Annotated in this window: 16 protein-coding genes; 10 read left to right on the top strand and 6 right to left on the bottom strand. The window is 69.6% G+C overall.

Features of this window, described 5'->3' with window-relative positions:
• Positions 1 to 62: 62 nt before the first annotated feature.
• Entirely contained in the window at positions 63 to 587 is a 525-nt protein-coding gene (locus RYH80_RS11465) for a mechanosensitive ion channel domain-containing protein (RefSeq protein WP_370904707.1), read from the bottom strand.
• 461 nt (positions 588 to 1,048) lie between these two features.
• Entirely contained in the window at positions 1,049 to 1,390 is a 342-nt protein-coding gene (locus tag RYH80_RS11470; RefSeq protein WP_370904008.1) for a helix-turn-helix domain-containing protein, read from the bottom strand.
• 273 nt (positions 1,391 to 1,663) lie between these two features.
• On the opposite strand from RYH80_RS11470, the gene RYH80_RS11475 reads away from it, so the two are divergent.
• From RYH80_RS11475 to RYH80_RS11485, 3 genes are all read left to right on the top strand, one after another.
• Positions 1,664 to 2,419: a helix-turn-helix domain-containing protein gene (locus RYH80_RS11475; RefSeq protein WP_370904009.1), complete on the top strand. Its 756-nt coding sequence runs from the start codon at positions 1,664 to 1,666 to the stop codon at positions 2,417 to 2,419.
• A gap of 178 nt (positions 2,420 to 2,597) precedes the next feature.
• On the top strand, positions 2,598 to 2,990 hold the full coding sequence (locus tag RYH80_RS11480) for a helix-turn-helix domain-containing protein (RefSeq protein WP_370904010.1): 393 nt from the start codon (positions 2,598 to 2,600) through the stop codon (positions 2,988 to 2,990).
• Entirely contained in the window at positions 2,987 to 3,283 is a 297-nt protein-coding gene (locus tag RYH80_RS11485; RefSeq protein ID WP_370904011.1) for a DUF7521 family protein, read from the top strand. The genes RYH80_RS11480 and RYH80_RS11485 overlap by 4 nt, the downstream gene beginning before the upstream one ends.
• A gap of 16 nt (positions 3,284 to 3,299) precedes the next feature.
• Here the strand turns inward: RYH80_RS11485 and RYH80_RS11490 are convergent, their stop codons facing one another.
• Positions 3,300 to 4,766, bottom strand: a complete 1,467-nt coding sequence (locus RYH80_RS11490) for a chemotaxis protein CheW (RefSeq protein WP_370904012.1) — start codon at positions 4,764 to 4,766, stop codon at positions 3,300 to 3,302.
• Complete coding sequence (locus tag RYH80_RS11495; protein ID WP_370904013.1) at positions 4,763 to 5,674, bottom strand: ParA family protein; 912 nt, start codon at positions 5,672 to 5,674, stop codon at positions 4,763 to 4,765. The genes RYH80_RS11490 and RYH80_RS11495 overlap by 4 nt, the downstream gene beginning before the upstream one ends.
• 310 nt (positions 5,675 to 5,984) lie before the next feature.
• On the opposite strand from RYH80_RS11495, the gene RYH80_RS11500 reads away from it, so the two are divergent.
• From RYH80_RS11500 to RYH80_RS11525, 6 genes are all read left to right on the top strand, one after another.
• The gene (locus RYH80_RS11500) at positions 5,985 to 7,157 is read left to right on the top strand and encodes a hypothetical protein (protein WP_370904014.1); all 1,173 of its coding nucleotides are present in this window, start codon (positions 5,985 to 5,987) and stop codon (positions 7,155 to 7,157) included.
• A gap of 9 nt (positions 7,158 to 7,166) precedes the next feature.
• Positions 7,167 to 8,174 (top strand): hypothetical protein, encoded by a 1,008-nt coding sequence (locus tag RYH80_RS11505; RefSeq protein WP_370904015.1) that lies wholly within the window; start codon positions 7,167 to 7,169, stop codon positions 8,172 to 8,174.
• Between the two features lie 157 nt (positions 8,175 to 8,331).
• Positions 8,332 to 8,535, top strand: a complete 204-nt coding sequence (locus RYH80_RS11510; RefSeq protein WP_370904016.1) for a hypothetical protein — start codon at positions 8,332 to 8,334, stop codon at positions 8,533 to 8,535.
• Between the two features lie 139 nt (positions 8,536 to 8,674).
• Positions 8,675 to 10,570 (top strand): cation:proton antiporter domain-containing protein, encoded by a 1,896-nt coding sequence (locus tag RYH80_RS11515; protein WP_370904017.1) that lies wholly within the window; start codon positions 8,675 to 8,677, stop codon positions 10,568 to 10,570.
• A gap of 117 nt (positions 10,571 to 10,687) precedes the next feature.
• Complete coding sequence (locus tag RYH80_RS11520) at positions 10,688 to 12,574, top strand: PINc/VapC family ATPase (RefSeq protein WP_370904018.1); 1,887 nt, start codon at positions 10,688 to 10,690, stop codon at positions 12,572 to 12,574.
• 97 nt (positions 12,575 to 12,671) lie between these two features.
• Positions 12,672 to 13,463, top strand: coding sequence for a DUF1028 domain-containing protein (locus RYH80_RS11525; RefSeq protein ID WP_370904019.1), 792 nt, complete (start codon positions 12,672 to 12,674; stop codon positions 13,461 to 13,463).
• A 106-nt stretch (positions 13,464 to 13,569) separates the two neighbouring features.
• Here the strand turns inward: RYH80_RS11525 and RYH80_RS11530 are convergent, their stop codons facing one another.
• Positions 13,570 to 13,887: a MazG nucleotide pyrophosphohydrolase domain-containing protein gene (locus RYH80_RS11530; RefSeq protein ID WP_370904020.1), complete on the bottom strand. Its 318-nt coding sequence runs from the start codon at positions 13,885 to 13,887 to the stop codon at positions 13,570 to 13,572.
• Positions 13,888 to 14,027: 140 nt separating this feature from the next.
• Here RYH80_RS11530 and ncsA point away from each other — a divergent pair, with 140 nt between their 5' ends.
• Positions 14,028 to 14,999 carry a tRNA 2-thiolation protein NcsA gene (gene ncsA / locus RYH80_RS11535; protein ID WP_370904021.1) on the top strand — a complete coding sequence of 324 codons (972 nt, stop codon included), beginning with the start codon at positions 14,028 to 14,030 and terminating at the stop codon, positions 14,997 to 14,999.
• A 180-nt stretch (positions 15,000 to 15,179) separates the two neighbouring features.
• Here ncsA and ftsZ read toward each other — a convergent pair whose 3' ends face one another.
• The gene (gene ftsZ / locus RYH80_RS11540) at positions 15,180 to 16,367 is read right to left on the bottom strand and encodes a cell division protein FtsZ (RefSeq protein ID WP_370904022.1); all 1,188 of its coding nucleotides are present in this window, start codon (positions 16,365 to 16,367) and stop codon (positions 15,180 to 15,182) included.
• Between the last annotated feature and the right edge of the window lies 1 nt (position 16,368).

The raw sequence follows: 16,368 nt of genomic DNA on the forward strand, positions 1-16,368 counted from the left end.
CCGGAGGGCGTCGGGAGCGCCGCGGTGACGACCGTGCGCTCGGGGCACGTTCCCCCGACGCGTCACAGTTCCGTCGGCGCGGTGCTCTGGGTGCGCGACTCGTTCTCCCACTTCTTCTCGACGTCGCGGTTGGCGAGGACGACGAGCGTGCCGTCGTCCGTCTCGATGCGGGCCTTCCGGAGACCGACGCCGGCCACCTCGCCGGTGACACCGGCCGTCTCGACGCGGTCGCCCTCCTCGAAGTCCGGGTCGCGGATGAGGTACACCCCGGCGACGGTGTCGGCGATCATCTCTTTGAGCGCGAACGCGACGCCCAAGCCGACGAAGCCGCTGGCCGTGCCGAGACTCGCTGCCACGTCGCCCAGGCCGACGATGTTCAACAACGCGAGGACGACCCCGAACCAGAGGAACACCCCGACGACCGCCACCGAGAGGTCGACCACGAGCCCCTGGTCTTCGGGGTAGATCCCACGGAGCACCCGGCGGACGACGGCGAGCACGACCCGGATCACGAGGTACGAACAGACGAGGAAGGCGAGGCCACCGACGACACGCGGGAGCGCGGCGACGATGCCGTCGAGGAACACCGCGAACGACTCTCGGACGGTCGGCGGGTCCGTCTGGAGCGGTGCGAGCGACGAGAGTCCCCAGTCTGGTGCGAGCGACGAGAGTCCCCAGTCTGGTGCGAGCGACGAGAGTCCCCAGTCTGGTGCGAGCGACGAGAGTCCCCAATCCGGTGTGAGCGACGAGAGTCCCCAATCCGGTGTGAGCGACGCGACGAACTGCGATCCGTCGGCGGTGATCGTCTCCATGCGACCACCTCTCACCCCGCCCACTCCAGCGTTCGGGTGTCGGACACCGGCTCCCCGGGCTCGTGGGGTCGACACGCGGGTGACGGTGACGACTGTCGGCGACGGGACGGGTGACTGTCGACGGCAGAACGGACGGCTGTCTGTGACGCGGCTCGCGGTCGTCGACGGCAGAACTCGCAGCCGCTTACGGGGGACTCGTGACCATCTACGGTGCACTCGCGGTCGTCGACGGAACGTCAGTCGGAGGCACCGGCGGCGGCGGGGACGACGGGCTCGCCGGTGCCACCGAGATCGGTCGACAACTCCAACGCGCCGCCACCGGCGGCGAGGGTGAGCTCGTCCGTCGTCCGGACGAACCGGAACACGCGGTTGCCGTCGTCTCTGATGACGATCCGGCGCTCGGCCAACGCCGCGTCCTCCAACCGGTCGAGCGCCCGGTACACCGTCGACAGCGGGATCCCACTCTCGTCGGCCACGTCCTGTGCCGACAGCGGCGTGTCGAGCCTGGCGAACACCTGCCGCGTGGACTCGTCACCCAGCACCTCGAAGGTCGTCTCCGCGGTCGGGGCGTCAGTCATCTGCCACCCCACTCGCCGCGGTGGTCCGGACCCGGTACCGTCTCGTGCGCGGATCGTCGGCTACCATACACCACCTACTCGGACCCCGAACCCCGGATAGCTGATCCCACGCTACCGCGGCCTTTCAAGTGCGTGGGAACACCACGAGACGAGATCACACACTGCGGGCGTCGGGATCACACACTGCGGGCGTCGGGACGGCGTGGATTGGGGGCTCCCGTGCCCACCGCCGGTGTCGCGGGGTTCATGCCGCTGGGACCCCAGTGTTCCAGCGTGACCGGACTCCGCGCGGAGCTGTCCGTCTCGGCGGTCGAGAGTTGTCCCGTCGCCGCCGCCTCCCGGGAGGCGACCGACACCCTCCGGGACGTGACGTGGACGACCGACGACACCGACGGCACCGTCGAACGGTTCGACGCCGCGGCCGGCGAGTCGCTGTCTCCCACTGCGGACGCGGAGTCGGACGACGCCGGCTCGGCTACCGACGCGACGACGCCCGACTCGGTGGCCGGCGACGCCGCGGCCGAGACGGTAGCCGACGACGCTGCAGCCGAGACGACGTTCGAGACGGTGTTCGACGACGGGCAGACGGAGACGGTGGAGTTCGGCCGCGACTGGGACGACTGCGTCTGCGAGCGGATGGAGGCCGTCGGCTGTCCGATCGACGACGTGCGAGCGGCCGACGGCCGACTGCTGATCCAGTTCCGGGTCCGTTCGAACGAGCGGCTCCGCGAGGTGATCGACGCGGCTCGCGAGGTGGCCGGCGACGTGCGACTGGAGTACGTCGTCGGCGCGGGCGAGGAGCGCTCCGACGCCGTCGTCGTCGACCGCGGCCGCCTCACCGAACGCCAACGCGAGGTGCTGGAGACGGCCTACGCGAGCGGGTACTTCGCCCACCCGCGGGAGGCAAACGCCGAGACGGTCGCCGCCGAACTGGGCGTCTCCCCGTCCACGTTCCGGGAACACCTCGCGACCGCGCAGGCGAAGCTGTTCGGTGCCGTTCTCGGCGAGGAGACGGCCGATCTGGCGTGAGCGCCGTTCGCGCGGCTCGACGCGACGGTGCGGATCGCACGTCGGTGGTGCGTCGCGAGGGCGACGGTGCGGATCGCACGTCGGCGGTGCGTCGCGACGACGACCCCGCCGCAGTCGTGTGGTGTTCCCGCGGTGTCGGAACGCTGGGGATAAGTACCCCTCGTAGATACTGGGGAGTATGGCCCGCGACGCCCTGTCGCGGCGGGCGCAGTCGGAGACCGAGCCAGCGCTGGACGCGGTGTTGGACGCGCTCGACGACGACGACTGTCGTGTGATCATCGAACACTTGGAGGAACCAATGACTGCAGCCGAACTGTCCGACGCGACGGACATCCCGAGTTCGACGATGTACCGCAAACTCGACTTGCTCTCGGAGGCAGCGCTGGTCGACGAGGGGACGGAGGTGCGCCCGGACGGCCACCACGCGAGCGTCTACGTCACCGACTTCGAGACCGTGGAGGTGTCGTTGGACGACGAGCGGTCGCTCACCGTCGACGTGGAGCGGCCGAGCGATCGGGACGCCGACGAACGACTCTCCGCGATGTGGCAGGAGGTGCGCCGCGAGACATGACCGGTCTCGTCCCGCTGCTCCACGTCGACACCGCCATCGCGGTGACGAAGCTCGGTACGCTCGTCCTCGGCGGCCTGATCTCGTACCTCGGCTGGCAGGCGTACACTCGCACCCGCGCGGCGCCGCTGCGCGCGCTGTCGATCGGGTTCGCCATCGTCACCCTCGGCGCCGCGCTCGGGGGTGTGATCGACCAGTTCCTCGGTTCGCAGTCGACGCTGTGGGGTGTGTTGGTGTCGAGTTCGCTCACGCTCGTCGGCTTCGGCGTCATCACCTACTCGTTGTACATGGAGTGACGCCCGCCGAGGCGTCTCACCCGTCGACGGCGAAGTCGGGCCGGACCCACACGAGGAACTCGTCCTCGCGGTCGACGACGCCGGCGACGTGATCGTCCGGTGTCGGCGGGTCGCGCACGGACGCCGGCGTGATCGTCGAGACGTTCTGGACCGCGTCGACGAGGATCCCGATCTGTCGGTCCGTCGCCAGCGTGTCGTCGTCCAAGACGACCACCGCCTGCTCGCCGTCGCCGGCGTCGCCCGTCGTCCCCAGCGTCCGGTCCGGGTCGACGATGGAGGTCGTCCGCTCGCGGACGGCGGTGACACCCACGACGTGACTCGGGGTTCCGGGGACGCGCGTCACCTCGTCGACGCCGTCGATCCGCTCGATGGCCTCGACGTAGTCGATGGCGAGCACGAACGTGTCCGCCCCGCGCTCGAACTCGAGCCCCTGGAACGACTCCGCCAGCGCCTCCCCCGGCGCACGGTCCGACACCGACACGTCGTCGTCGTCGGTCTCGTCGGTGTCCTCGCTCTCGTCGCTGTCGTGAGTCTCGTCTGTCTCGTCGACTCTCGGCTCGCCCGTGTCGTCTCCGTCGTGCTCGGCCTCGTCGACTCCGGACGCGCCCGTGTCGTCGACCTCGGACTCGTCCGCCTCCGGAGCCGTCTCGGCGTCGGTCCCACCCGTATCGGCACTCTCGGTCGCGTCCGCCGGGTCCAACGAGATCGACTCCGTGGCAGGGGTCACGGCGGGTGTGACATCCTCCGCCACCGACTCGGGGGTCGGGTCACTCGGTGGCGCCTCGTCTGTGTGGTCGTCCGACGCCGTCGCCGGGTCCAGTGACAGCGACTCCGTCGCCGCCGTGACGGCCGGAGTCGCGTCCGCGTCGAGCGTCGCCGGGTCGGGCGCGTCGGCGTCGGACGCCACTCCGCCCGCCTCGGAGGGATCGAGCGACAGCGGCTCGCTCGCTGCCGTAACGATGGGAGTCGTGTCCGTGTCGAGAGTCGTCGGTTTCGGTGTGTCGTCTCCACCGGCGGCAGGGTCGTCGCCGGCGTCATCTGCGTCGGAGGCGCTGTCTCCGTCTGCGTCGGAGGTGTCACCGGCGCCATCCGTGTCGTCGCCACCGTCGCCGTCGGCTCCGTCACCCGCCGTCCGTCGCCCGGCGCGTGCGCGACTGATCCGGTCTGCACGCCCGCTGTCGCCGGCCGACGCACCGCGGCTCTGTCGCAGTCGCTCGGCACGACTGGTCGTGTCGGCCGGGTCGTCTCCCTCTCCGTCTCCGTCCCCCGCTCCGTCGCCGTCCGCCGAGGACTGGGTGCCGTCGGTCGTCTCGGGCGCCTCGCCGGGGTCCGCTGTGTCGCCACTCTCGTCGTCCCCGTCGTCGTCCGTCCCACGACTGTTCCGGCCGCGTCGGAGCCGTTCGGCGCGGCGGTGACGACGCTCGTCCGTGTCGGACCCGGACTCTCCCGTCTCGCCGTCCGCGGACTGCTCGTCCTCGCTCATCGAGTGGCCTCCGGGGTCCCGAAGCGGGCGTCGACACTGTCGGCCACGTCCAGGAACACATCGGCCATGTCGACGCCGTCGTCGTACTCGAAGATGGACGTGCCGTTCGAGAACGCTCGCTGGAGCGCCACCCGCTTGCGCACCTCCCACACCGGCACGTCCGGGAACACCGTCTGGAACCACTCGATCATCTCCGCGTCCTCGTTGGTCGTCTCCACGCGGTTGGCGACCACCCCGACGTCCGACACCTCGATCCCCGTCTCGGACTCCAACACCGCCACCTGATCGAACAACAGCTCGATGGCACGTTCGGAGGTCGCCTCGGTCAACGCCGGGATCAGGAGGTTCGGCGCGGCGTACATCGCGTTGTCCGTCAGCCGCCCGTAGAACGGCGGCGTGTCCACCAACACGTAGTCGTACGGGTCGTCGATCCGGTCGAGCACACGGTCCAGTTGGTCCACCGCGTGCCCGCCTTCGCCGGAGACGATCCCCGGGTCGAGGTTCAACGACAGCCGTCCCAACTCGTCCGGGTCCACGTCCACCTCCGATCGGCTCCCCGCACGCGCTACCAGATCGGCGATGGTGAGCTCGTGCTCGGCGTGGAGCAGGTCGGTGTTGCTCGGCAACAGGTCCAACTCGGCGTGGTCTCGGATCAGATCGCCCGCCGCGTCGCGGTGGGCCGTGGACGTGAGCGCGTCGAGCAGCGTCGGCGGCTCCGCGTCGTACGCCGCCGGGAACCCGAGTCCCTCGGTGGCGTTCCCCTGCGGGTCGAGGTCGACGAACAACACCTCGTGGCCGCGCCGTGCCAGTGCGCCCGCCACGTTGATCGCGACGGTCGTCTTCCCGGTCCCCCCTTTCGCGTTCGTCACGCAGAGTCTGACGGCGTCTCCCGCCGCGTCGTCGCTCATGGCTCCACGTACCGGGGAGTCACACATAAACGTCAACCCTCTCGGCCGAGGTCGAGGTCACCCCCAGTGCGCCCCGGTTCCAACTCACCACCACTCCGACGGGCCGGAACGCCGGTCGACCGACCCGGGTCCCGCGTCGTCCAGCCCGTCCGCAAGGGTATTCGGCGACACACCACCGATCTCCGTCGCTCCCGACCGCCGGTGTGTGCTCCATTCACATACTAGATCTGACACGTCTCAACCTTCCGACAGCAGTCGTCTCTCGAAGTTTACAAAATTGTTTTGTCTGCTGCTCACTGACTTCTACTCGATGTCGGACGAAAGTCGGACGTCGAGCAGACGCACCGTGCTCAAACTGCTGGGGAGCGGGGCGGTCGCCGCCGGGACGGCCCCACGGCTCGTTCGTGCCGCCGCCGACGCGGTCGTCGCGGAGACGCTCCGCGGGAACTCCGGGAAGCCGTTGAAACACGAACAGATCCGGGCGGTCCGGCGGCGGTTCGCGGCCAAACACGCGCCGCGTGACGGTGGCCGGCCACAGGTCGCGTTCACCGACCTCTCGGAGACGATCGGCGACTCGCGAGTGATGGCGTACAACGTCGTGAGCGACGGGAGCGGCGCACCCCGCGAACAGTTCGCGACGCGCGACGGTCCGGCCGACGCACCCGGTGTCGGGAGCGAGCGTAGCGACCGTCTCCACGAGAAGGCCGACGAGATGCTGGCCGACGCGAAGGCGGCCGCCGAGTCCTCCGGTGGACTGTCGATCCAGTCGACCGGAGACAACTGGAGCGACTGGTACCAGTACGGGAGCACCGACCTCTACCACGAGTTCCCGAAGATGGGCGACTACGATGTCCGTCCGGGGAACGTGAAGTTCGTGAACGACGTGCGGAAGGCACCGGACCAGGATCGTGCCGGCGCCCGGGTCAAACTCCGGATGGAACCGGGACGACAGGTGTGTAACGACGGGTTCGACGGTTACTGTAGTCCGACGATCCAGGACGGGTACAAGAACAAGCGCGCGGTGATCTTCCAGGACTGGGACCAGCCGGTCAACAGCACGCCGACGGAGGACCTGCTCACCGACACCGATCCGGAGGGTCAGATCTCCGACGTGACGACGACGCGGTCCGTCTCGCTCGGGCTGGAGGCGTCGAAGAGTGGCGTCGCGGCGTCCGTCGGCTACAGCAGCAGTGTCACGCTCCCCGCGGCCGAACTGGTCGACGCGACGACGCTCGCCGCCGGCGAGTCGGAACACAAGTTCGACGTGAACAGTCCGAAGAGCAACTCCTCGACGTACAACGCGGTCTTCGAGGTCGGGAGCGCCTCTCGGTGGACGCCCGACTGTGCCGCCGACGGCCGCGCCACACGCCGCGTGATGCTCGACGTCCACGTCGACCTCCAGTGGGGACTCGACACGCCGCTCACGGCCTGGGGTGACGTTATCTCCGACGACAAGAGCTTTACCTACGTGACGTACTGCTAGCAGACAACCGTGCCCTCCAGACGTACGCGCAGAGCGGTCGTCGCCGGACTGGGTGGCTCGCTCGGACTCGGCGGGCTCGCACTCGCCGTCGACGGCCCCACACTGTTCGGCGACCGCGACACGCCAGGTGCCGACGGCTTCACCGCCGGGACGGTGCCGGCGACGGCCGACTCAGTGGTCGGGCTCGCCCACGACGGGGGTCCGCTCCCCGACCCGGTGACGGCAGCGACGACGGGCTTGGCGACGCGGGCCGCGTTCGACGGCGTCCCCGCACCCCTCCGTCGGCTCGCGGCGACCGGGAACGAGCCCCTCGAGACGACCGACGGCGACGACCTCGCGATCCCGCGGCTCGGGAAGACACTCACCGTCACCACGGAGGCGGGCACAGCAGTGGTCGTCTGGGCGGCGTGGACGGACGAGCGGCTCCGGGAGTTCGTCGCCGCGGCGGGCGACGACACCGTCGCCACGGACACCCGCCTGGATCGCCGGACCTACGAGAGCGGCACCGTCGCCGCCGCACGCCTCGCGGACACCGCCGCCGTCGTCGGCGACCCCGCTCCCGTCGCGGAGACACTCGCGACGTGGCACGGCGACGGCGACTCCCTCGGCGGCGCGACGCTGGGGACCTACTCGCGGACGCCCCGCGAGGACCCGCTCCGCCTCTCGCTCGCACGCCGGCCGGTCGCGCTGGCGGCGCTCGCGCCCGACGACCGTCGGACGGTCTACGGTGCGGTCGACCGGCAGTACGGCTCGGTCGCGGCGGACGGGCGGCTCCGACTCGTGACGACCGGCGAGAGCCTCGACCCGACGCGGCTCGCGACGGCGCTGCGGACGGACCTCGGACTCGCGGACGGCGACGCGTCCGTGCTCGACGTGCCGCCGTCGGCCCGCGAGCACCTCTCGGTGGGGACCGACGGCGACGCCGCGACGGTGCTGTTCGACCCGCCCGTGGACGCCGACGGCCGGACGCTCCGGGCGCTCGTCGCCGGGCTGACGCGGCTCACGCTCGGCCGGTGACCCTCGGGACGGCCACTCCGTCCACCGGGTGACTCCACGACGCCCCCGACTCGTGTCGACGTCCCCCGACTCGTGTCGACGCCCCCCGACTCGTGCAATTCTTTCCGCGCCACGCGAACTCGACAGCCTCTTGTAGCAGCGCGTCGAGTGAACGACCGTGACAGATCGACCACCGTTTCGCGTCGTCGCGGCTGCCGTCGCCGCGGTGGCGATGCCGGCGCTGATGCTCGCCGTCTCCGCCGGTCTCGTCCCCGCACCGACCCCGACGGCGCCGGTCTGGTGGGCGCTGCCGGTCGTCGCCGTCGGCTACTGGGTCGTGTGGATGGCGTGGGCAGACGGCCGGCCAGTCCCCGGTCGCTGATCGGGCCGCTCGTCTCCGGTCGTCGATCGAGCCGCTCGTCTCCGGTCGTCTACCGGACGATCCGTCGACCGTTCTCACAGACGGAAGTGCGTGCGTTTAAGTGACGTGCCGACCGAGAACGACTCATGGAGGCGAGCCGATGGCGTCGTCACTGATCGCAGTCGTCGCGGCCATCATCGCGGTCGGTGTGGGAGCGCAACTGCTCGCCGACCGGTTCCAGGTACCGAGTATCATCTTCCTCGTCGCGGCCGGGATCCTGTTGGGCCCGGAGGGGATCGGCGCGTACGTGCCGGGCGTCAGCCCGCTGCTCACGCCGAGTTCCTTCGGGAACGCGCTGCCGTCGATCGTCGGCCTCTCCGTGGCGATCATCGTCTTCGAGGGAGCCTTCCACCTGCAGGCGAGCAAACTCCGGGAGGCGCCCGCGGAGACGATCCGACTCGTCACCCTCGGCGCGGTGATCGCGTTCGTCGGGACCACCGTAGTCGTCCACTTCGCGCTCGGGACGCCGTGGCTGGTGGCGGCGCTGATCGGCGCGCTGCTCGTCGCGACCGGACCCACGGTGATCACGCCGATCCTCTCGGTCGTGCCGGTGCGCAACCGCGTGGCGGCGGCACTGGAGACGGAGGGGATCGTCAACGACGTGACGGCGGCGATCGTCGCCGTCGTGGTGTTCGAGGCGATCCTCGCCGGCGGCGCGACGACCGCGGAGTTCGTCGTGTTGTTCGCCGAGCGGCTCGGCGTCGGTATCCTCGTCGGGAGTCTCGTCGCGGGGGTCGTCTACTACCTGCTCCGGTACGTCGACCTCTCGCCGGGGAACGCCCCACGGAACGCCCGGCTGCTCGTGTTGGCCGGCGCGCTCGTGGCGTACGGCGCGGCGGACCTGCTGAAGACGGAGGCGGGCGTCGCGGCGGTCGCGACCGCCGGCATCCTGCTCGGGAACGCGGGCGTGTTGTTGTCCGACGGCATCCCGTACGAGGAGGAGATCACGAACTTCAAGGGCGACGTGACGCTCGTCGTGCTCTCGTTCGTGTTCATCAACCTCGCCGCGCTGCTCGACTTCGACGTGTTGTTCGAGTTGGGCGTCGGCGGGCTGTTGGTCGTCGTCGCGGTCGCGCTGGTGATCCGGCCGCTGTTGGTGGTCGTGTCGGCACGCGGCGACCGGTTCACGCGCGGCGAGACGCTGTTCATGTCGTTCGTCGGGCCGCGGGGGATCATCCCCGCCTCGGTGGCGACGCTGTTCGCGGTGGAGTTGGCCGACGCCGGGTTGCAGTCCGCGGCGGACACCCTCGTCGGCACGGTGTTCCTGGTGATCCTCGCGACGGTCGTCTTCGAGGGTGGCCTGGCACGGCAGATCGCCGAGAAACTGGACGTCATACCCATGCGAGTCATCATCGTCGGGGGCGGCACCGTCGGCCGAGCGCTGGCGGACCGTCTCGAGGACCGTGGAGAGAACGTCGTCCTGGTCGAACAGGACGACGAACAGGTACAGGTCGCACGCAACCAGGGACACACCGTCCACATCGGCGACGGGACGGACATGGACGAACTCCGGGCCGCCGGGGCGGCCAACGCTCGGACCGTGATCGCGGCGACGGGCGACGACGACGCGAACCTCCTGATCTCGCAGTTGGTCGCGTCGCGGTTCGGTCCCGAGCAGATCCTCGCGCGTGTCAACGACCCGAGCAACGTCGACGCGTTCGAGGAGCTCGGCGTCCAGGTCGTCTCCTCGACGCTGGCGACGGCCCAGGAGCTGGACAACTACATCGAGCGGCCGGCGATGGCCCGCTGGATGAACGAACTCGGACAGGTCGGCGACGTCCAAGAGGTCGAGGTGACCAACGAGGAGATGATCGGCACCTCCGTCCGCGAGTTGGGGCCGGAGATGCCCGGCAACAGCCTGATCGCGCTGGTCGCTCGCGACGGGGAGACGATGGTCCCCGAGGCGGACGTGACGTTGGAGGCCGGCGACCGCGTGACGATCATCGGCGACCGCGAGGACGTGCGGCAGTCGATGGAGGACTTCCACCCGAACTGACCGACGGCGCGTCTCGGACCCGGCGTCGGCTCGTTCGGTGAGTGATCCGCCGTCCGTTCCACGACACCGAGTCACACCGATCTACACGCTTATCCGTCTCCCGCGCCGAGGAGAGCTATGAACGTCGTTCCGGACACGAGCGCGGTCGTCGACGGCCGGGTGTCCGAACGGATCGCCGACGGGGACGACGAGGACCTGACGGTCTTCGTCCCGGAGGCGGTCGTGGGCGAACTCGAATCGCAGGCGAACGACGGCCGCGAGACCGGCTGGGAGGGACTCTCCGAACTCCAGGAGCTGGTGGGACTCGCACACTCCGGCGAGATCGACGTGGAGTTCGTCGGCGAGCGCCCGGAGGCGAGCCACGTCGACGCGGCCGACGAGGGCGCCGTCGACGCCCTGATCCGCGAGGCGGCGCGCGAACACGACGCCACGCTGCTCACCGCCGACTACGTCCAGGCCGAGACGGCCGAGGCGAAGGGAATCGCCGTCGAGTACGTCGAGGCGCGCGACCGCACCCGGACGGACGACGGCCTCCTGATCGAGCAGTTCTTCGACGACGAGACGATGTCCGTCCACCTGAAGACGGGGACGGTGCCGAAGGCCAAACGCGGCACCGTCGGCGACATGCACTACCAGCAGATCGCCGACGAGCCGTCGACGGAGGCCCAGATGACGGAGTGGGCCGACGACGTGACGGAGACGGCCCGTGCCTCGACGGACGGGTTCGTCGAACTCTCCGAGCCGGGGATGGACATCGTCCAGTACGGCAGCTACCGGATCGCGGTCGCCCGGCCGCCGTTCGCGGACGGGATCGAGATCACCGCCGTCCGGCCCATCGTCCAGACCGATCTGGACGACTACGCGTACGCCGACGAACTCCGCGACCGCTTCCTGGAACGCCAGCGTGGCGTGCTCATCTCCGGGTCGCCGGGCGCGGGGAAGTCGACGTTCGCGCAGGCCGTCGCGGAGTTCCTGACGGACAACGACTACGCCGTCAAGACGATGGAGAAGCCGCGGGACCTGGAGGTGTCCGACGACGTGACCCAGTACACGGCCCTGGGTGGGGACATGGCGAAGACCGCGGACTCGCTGTTGCTCGTCCGCCCGGACTACACCATCTACGACGAGGTGCGCAAGACCCACGACTTCGAAGTGTTCGCGGACATGCGCCTCGCGGGCGTCGGGATGGTCGGCGTCACGCACGCGACGCGGGCCATCGACGCGCTCCAGCGGCTGGTCGGCCGCGTCGAACTCGGGATGATCCCGCAGGTCGTCGACACGGTGATCTTCGTCGAAGCCGGGGAGATCGACACCGTCTACGACGTGCAGACGGAGGTGAAGGTCCCCGAGGGACTCACCGCCGAGGACCTCGCCCGGCCGGTGATCCAGGTGGTCGACTTCGAGACGAACCGTCCGGCCTACGAGATCTACACGTTCAACCGGCAGGTCGTCACCGTCCCGCTGAACGAGGAGTCGGACACACGCGAGTCCGGCGTCGACCGGATCGCGCGCCAGGAGATCGAACGGGAGATCCGCTCGGTCGCCCGCGGCCACGTCGACGTGCAACTCCGCGGCCAAGACGAGGCGGTCGTCTACGTCGACGAGGACGACATCAGCTACGTGATCGGGAAGGGTGGCGGCCGGATCTCCGAGATCGAGGAGCGACTCGGGATCGACATCGACGTCCGCACCCACGAGGAGAACCCGGCGGGCGGCCCGGCCGGCGGCGCGGGCGGTGGCCCCACACCCGGCGGCTCGTCCGGCGGTGGGACGCCACAGCCGCAGGGAACCGTCGTCGAGCCGGAGATCACCAGCCGGCACGTCGTGATCCGGATGGACGAACACGTCGGCGAGACCGTCGAGGTGCGCGCCGACGGGGAGTACCTGTTCACCGCGACCGTCGGCCGCGGTGGCGACATCCAGGTCTCGCGTGGCTCCGCCATCGCCGAGGAGCTGGAGGACGCCATCGACCGCAAACAGACGATCAGCGTCGTCGCGAGCTGACCACCGTCGTCGGGGGCTGGCGACACTCGCGTCCGTCACCCCACACTCGGACTGCCGCCACCTCCGTGTTTTAGTCACTCCCGGACCACTACGCGGTGTGACGTTCAGCATCTGTGTCCGCGAGGAGTACACCGACGACGAGGGGGAGCGACAGACGCGGTTCGGCGTCGCCGTCACGACCCGCCTGCCGGGTGTGGGGACGCTGTGTCCGTTCGCGTCCGAGAACGGCGCGGTCGCCACGCAGTCGCTCGTCAACGTGGAGTTGGGACGGAAGGGCGTCGCGTACTTGGACGACGGGCTCGCCGTCGAGGACGCACTCCAGTCGCTGTTGAACGCCGACGAGGGGAGCGCCGAACGGCAACTGCACGGCGTCGACGCCGACGGGACGTTCACCTTCTCCGGCGAGGAGTGTCAGGGGTGGTACGGCCACACCAGCGGCACGAACTACACCGTCGCGGGGAACCTCCTCACCGGCGAGGCGGTGATCGACGCGGTCGCGGAGACGTACGAGGCGGACGCCTTCGGTGACGCGCCGCTGGCGGAACGACTGATCGACGCCCTCGCGGCGGGCCACGAGGAAGGGGGCGACAAACGCGAGGAGCTCCCGATCCAGTCGGCCGCACTGCGCGTCGAGACCACCGAGGACCGCGAGTTCGAGCCGTACTACGACGACCTCCGCGTCGACGCGACGGAGACACCGATCGCGGACCTCCGGGAGACGTACGAGGCCGCCGCCCGCGGGCAAGAGATCATCCTCGAACGGTACGCCGAGGAGGAGGACGACGACGAGAGTGACGACGCGGACGCCGAGGCTGGCGCGGACGACACCGAAGACGGAGCAGAGACGGAGACTGCGGCCGGCGGCGACGGAGAGACCGGCCAGGAGTGAGGAGTGGTCGACGAGGGAGGCTGGTGACACCGGAGCGACGGTGGGCGACGAGACCACGACGGAGTGAGACCGACGCCCCGCCGTCGGCCGCCGTCCGCGTCGGCCGTCACTCGGTCTCCGTCGCTCCCGATCCGGGGTCGCCGGTCGCGTCGAGACGGCGCTCGTACTTCGCGAGTGACTCCTCGAGAGCCACACCGGCGTCGACGTCCAGCCGTTCGCAGGTCGCCAGCAACGCGAACAGTGCGTCGCCGAGTTCGTCGGTCGGCACTGCGACGGTCTCCGGTGACGATTCGTAGTCGGTCGACTCGTTCACCGCCGCCGCGACCTCTCCCACCTCGGCGGCGAGGTCGAGGGCGTGGGACGCCGCGTCCGTCTCGAGGTCGTGTGTCGCCAGAAACTCGGCGACACGTCGTTGTTCGTCCACACTGAGGGGGTATCTGTACGATCACCAGAGGGTTGCGGTCGCGGCGAGCCCACCCGCTCCGAACGGCCGACACACGTCGCGACCGCGGGAGTGAAGAGCGTCGGCCGGGAACGGAGTGGTGATGGAGGCAGTCGACGGCGATGGAGTGTGACACGTGCGGTCGCGACGCCGTCCACCACGCGGCGTACTCCGGACGCCACCTCTGTGGCGAGCACCTGTGTGAGTCCGTCGAGCGCCGCGTCCGTCGCCGCGTCCGGGAGGACGACCTCCTGCCCGACGACGCGACTCCGGCCGACCCACAGCGGTGGGTGATCGGCCTCTCCGGCGGGAAGGACAGTGTCGTGTTGACACAGATCCTCTCGGAGACGTTCGCCGAGGACCCGCGCGTCGAGTTGGTCGCGCTGTCGATCCACGAGGGGATCGAGGGGTACCGCGACGAGTCGCTGGCGGCCTGCGAACGACTCACCGACGACCTCGACGTGACCCACGAGACCGTCAGCTACGCGGAGGAGTTCGACGTGCGGATGGACGAGGTCGTCGAGGACGACCCCGAGAACATGGCCCCGTGTGCCTACTGCGGTGTGTTCCGTCGCGACCTGCTGGAGGCGTACGCCGACGAGTACGACGCGGACAAGCTGTTGACGGGCCACAACCTCGACGACGAGGCCCAGACCGCCGTCATGAACTTCTTCGAGGGGGATCTCCGACAGATGGCGAAACACTACGACGCCTCGCTCGGCCCGTTCCCGGACCGCAACCCGACGGACCGGTTCGTCCCGCGCGCCAAGCCGCTGCGGGACGTGCCGGAGAAGGAGGTGGCGCTGTACGCACACGTCCGGGACCTGCCGGCGCACATCACGGAGTGTCCCCACGCGAGCGAGGCCTACCGCGGGGAGATCCAGGAGACGCTACTCGCGTTGGAGGAGGATCACCCCGGACTCCGCCACTCGATCATGGCCGGCTACGAGGAGATCGCCGCGATGGCGGCCGACCGCTACCGGAGCGCGGCCGACCACGACGGCGAGCTCTCCCCGTGTGAGGAGTGCGGGTCGACGACTGCCCACGACGTGTGTCGGAAGTGTTCGCTGCTCCGCTCGCTCGAAGCGGCCTGATCCGGCGGTCGTCGCCCTGTCTTACGCGTAAACACACCGCAGTGTCCAGATTACCCGCCGCCACTGTCCGTCCGACACCGGTCGGTACACGGTGGGCACGTCGAGTCGTCGGAGCAGTCACTACGTCTCTTCGAGCGGGTCGCGAGAAGTGTGAAGTCGTGTCGCGGTCGGCCGCGTGGCTCAGCGGACGACGTCGACGCCGTCCTCGTGGCGGGTCGTGCCGCGCCGCTGGTCGCCGCCGTCGGACTGGTGGCGGTCACCCTCGGCGTTCGCGCGGGCGTCGAAGTCCGCCTCCGTGAGGTCACCCTCGATGCTCGCACGGGACTTGTCGGCCTGCTTCTGCGTGCTCGGGCCGAGCACCTGTGCGCTCTGGACACCGGTCATGATCGCCATGACGCGGACCTTCCCCTTGTACTCCTCCTGGATGCGGGCGCCCCAGATCACGTTCGCCGAGGCCTCCAGCCGCTCCGTGATGGAGTCGGCGATCCCCTCGGCCTCCTTCAGCGTGAGGTCCGGGCCGCCGGTGATGTGGACCAGGCCACCCGAGGCACCGCGATAGTCCACGTCCAGCAGTGGGTGGTTCATCGCGTCGTTGACCACCTCTTGGGTCTTGTTCTTGTCCTGGGTCTCCCCGACGAGCATCACCGCGACGCCGCCCTGGTCCATGATGGTGGACATGTCGGCGTAGTCGAGGTTGATGAGACTCGGCTGGGTGATCGTCTCCGAGATCCCCTTCACGGTCTCCGCGATGATCTGGTCCATCACGGAGAACGCCTTCCCGATCGGGAGGTTCGGCACGTAGTCCAGCAGGCGGTTGTTGTCCAACACGATGATCGAGTCGGCCTCGGTGCGGAGCTCTTCGAGCCCCTCCTCGGCTTTCACCGTGCGGGCGCGCTCGACGTTGAACGGCGTCGACACCATGCCGACGACGATCGCACCCTGTTCCTTGGCGATCTTCGAGACGACCGGCGCCGCACCGGTGCCCGTCCCACCGCCCATCCCGGCGGTGACGAAGACGAGGTCGGCGTCGCCCAACACCTCCTTGATCGTCCCCTGGGCCATCTCGGTGGCACGCTCCCCCATGCTGGGGTCGCCGCCCGCACCGAGTCCCTGGGTGAGTGACTTGCCGACGAGGATCTTCGTGTCGGCCTCGATCATCTTCAGGTGCTGTTTGTCGGTGTTGATCGCGACCGTCTCCGCGCCGTCGACACCGATGTTGTACAGTCGGTTGATCGTGTTGTTGCCGGCGCCGCCGGCACCGACGATGACGATCCGCGGGTCGCCGAAGTCGTCGCCGTCGGCCGCGTCCGACATCGACCGCTGTTCCTCCTCCGCGTTCTCGAGGGCGTCTTGTACGATGTCTTGCATC

The organism is Halobaculum sp. MBLA0147, assembly GCF_041361345.1.
Taxonomy (GTDB): Archaea; Halobacteriota; Halobacteria; order Halobacteriales; family Haloferacaceae; genus JAHENP01.

What these genes read in the sequence shown, in the direction of transcription:
- RYH80_RS11470 (WP_370904008.1), bottom strand. Translation starts at nt 1,390, where the DNA reads ATGACTGACGCCCCGACCGCGGAGACGACCTTCGAGGTGCTGGGTGAC.
- RYH80_RS11480 (WP_370904010.1), top strand. Translation starts at nt 2,598, where the DNA reads ATGGCCCGCGACGCCCTGTCGCGGCGGGCGCAGTCGGAGACCGAGCCA.
- RYH80_RS11485 (WP_370904011.1), top strand. Translation starts at nt 2,987, where the DNA reads ATGACCGGTCTCGTCCCGCTGCTCCACGTCGACACCGCCATCGCGGTG.
- RYH80_RS11490 (WP_370904012.1), bottom strand. Translation starts at nt 4,766, where the DNA reads ATGAGCGAGGACGAGCAGTCCGCGGACGGCGAGACGGGAGAGTCCGGG.
- RYH80_RS11495 (WP_370904013.1), bottom strand. Translation starts at nt 5,674, where the DNA reads ATGAGCGACGACGCGGCGGGAGACGCCGTCAGACTCTGCGTGACGAAC.
- RYH80_RS11500 (WP_370904014.1), top strand. Translation starts at nt 5,985, where the DNA reads ATGTCGGACGAAAGTCGGACGTCGAGCAGACGCACCGTGCTCAAACTG.
- RYH80_RS11515 (WP_370904017.1), top strand. Translation starts at nt 8,675, where the DNA reads ATGGCGTCGTCACTGATCGCAGTCGTCGCGGCCATCATCGCGGTCGGT.
- RYH80_RS11520 (WP_370904018.1), top strand. Translation starts at nt 10,688, where the DNA reads ATGAACGTCGTTCCGGACACGAGCGCGGTCGTCGACGGCCGGGTGTCC.
- ncsA (WP_370904021.1), top strand. Translation starts at nt 14,028, where the DNA reads ATGGAGTGTGACACGTGCGGTCGCGACGCCGTCCACCACGCGGCGTAC.
- ftsZ (WP_370904022.1), bottom strand. Translation starts at nt 16,367, where the DNA reads ATGCAAGACATCGTACAAGACGCCCTCGAGAACGCGGAGGAGGAACAG.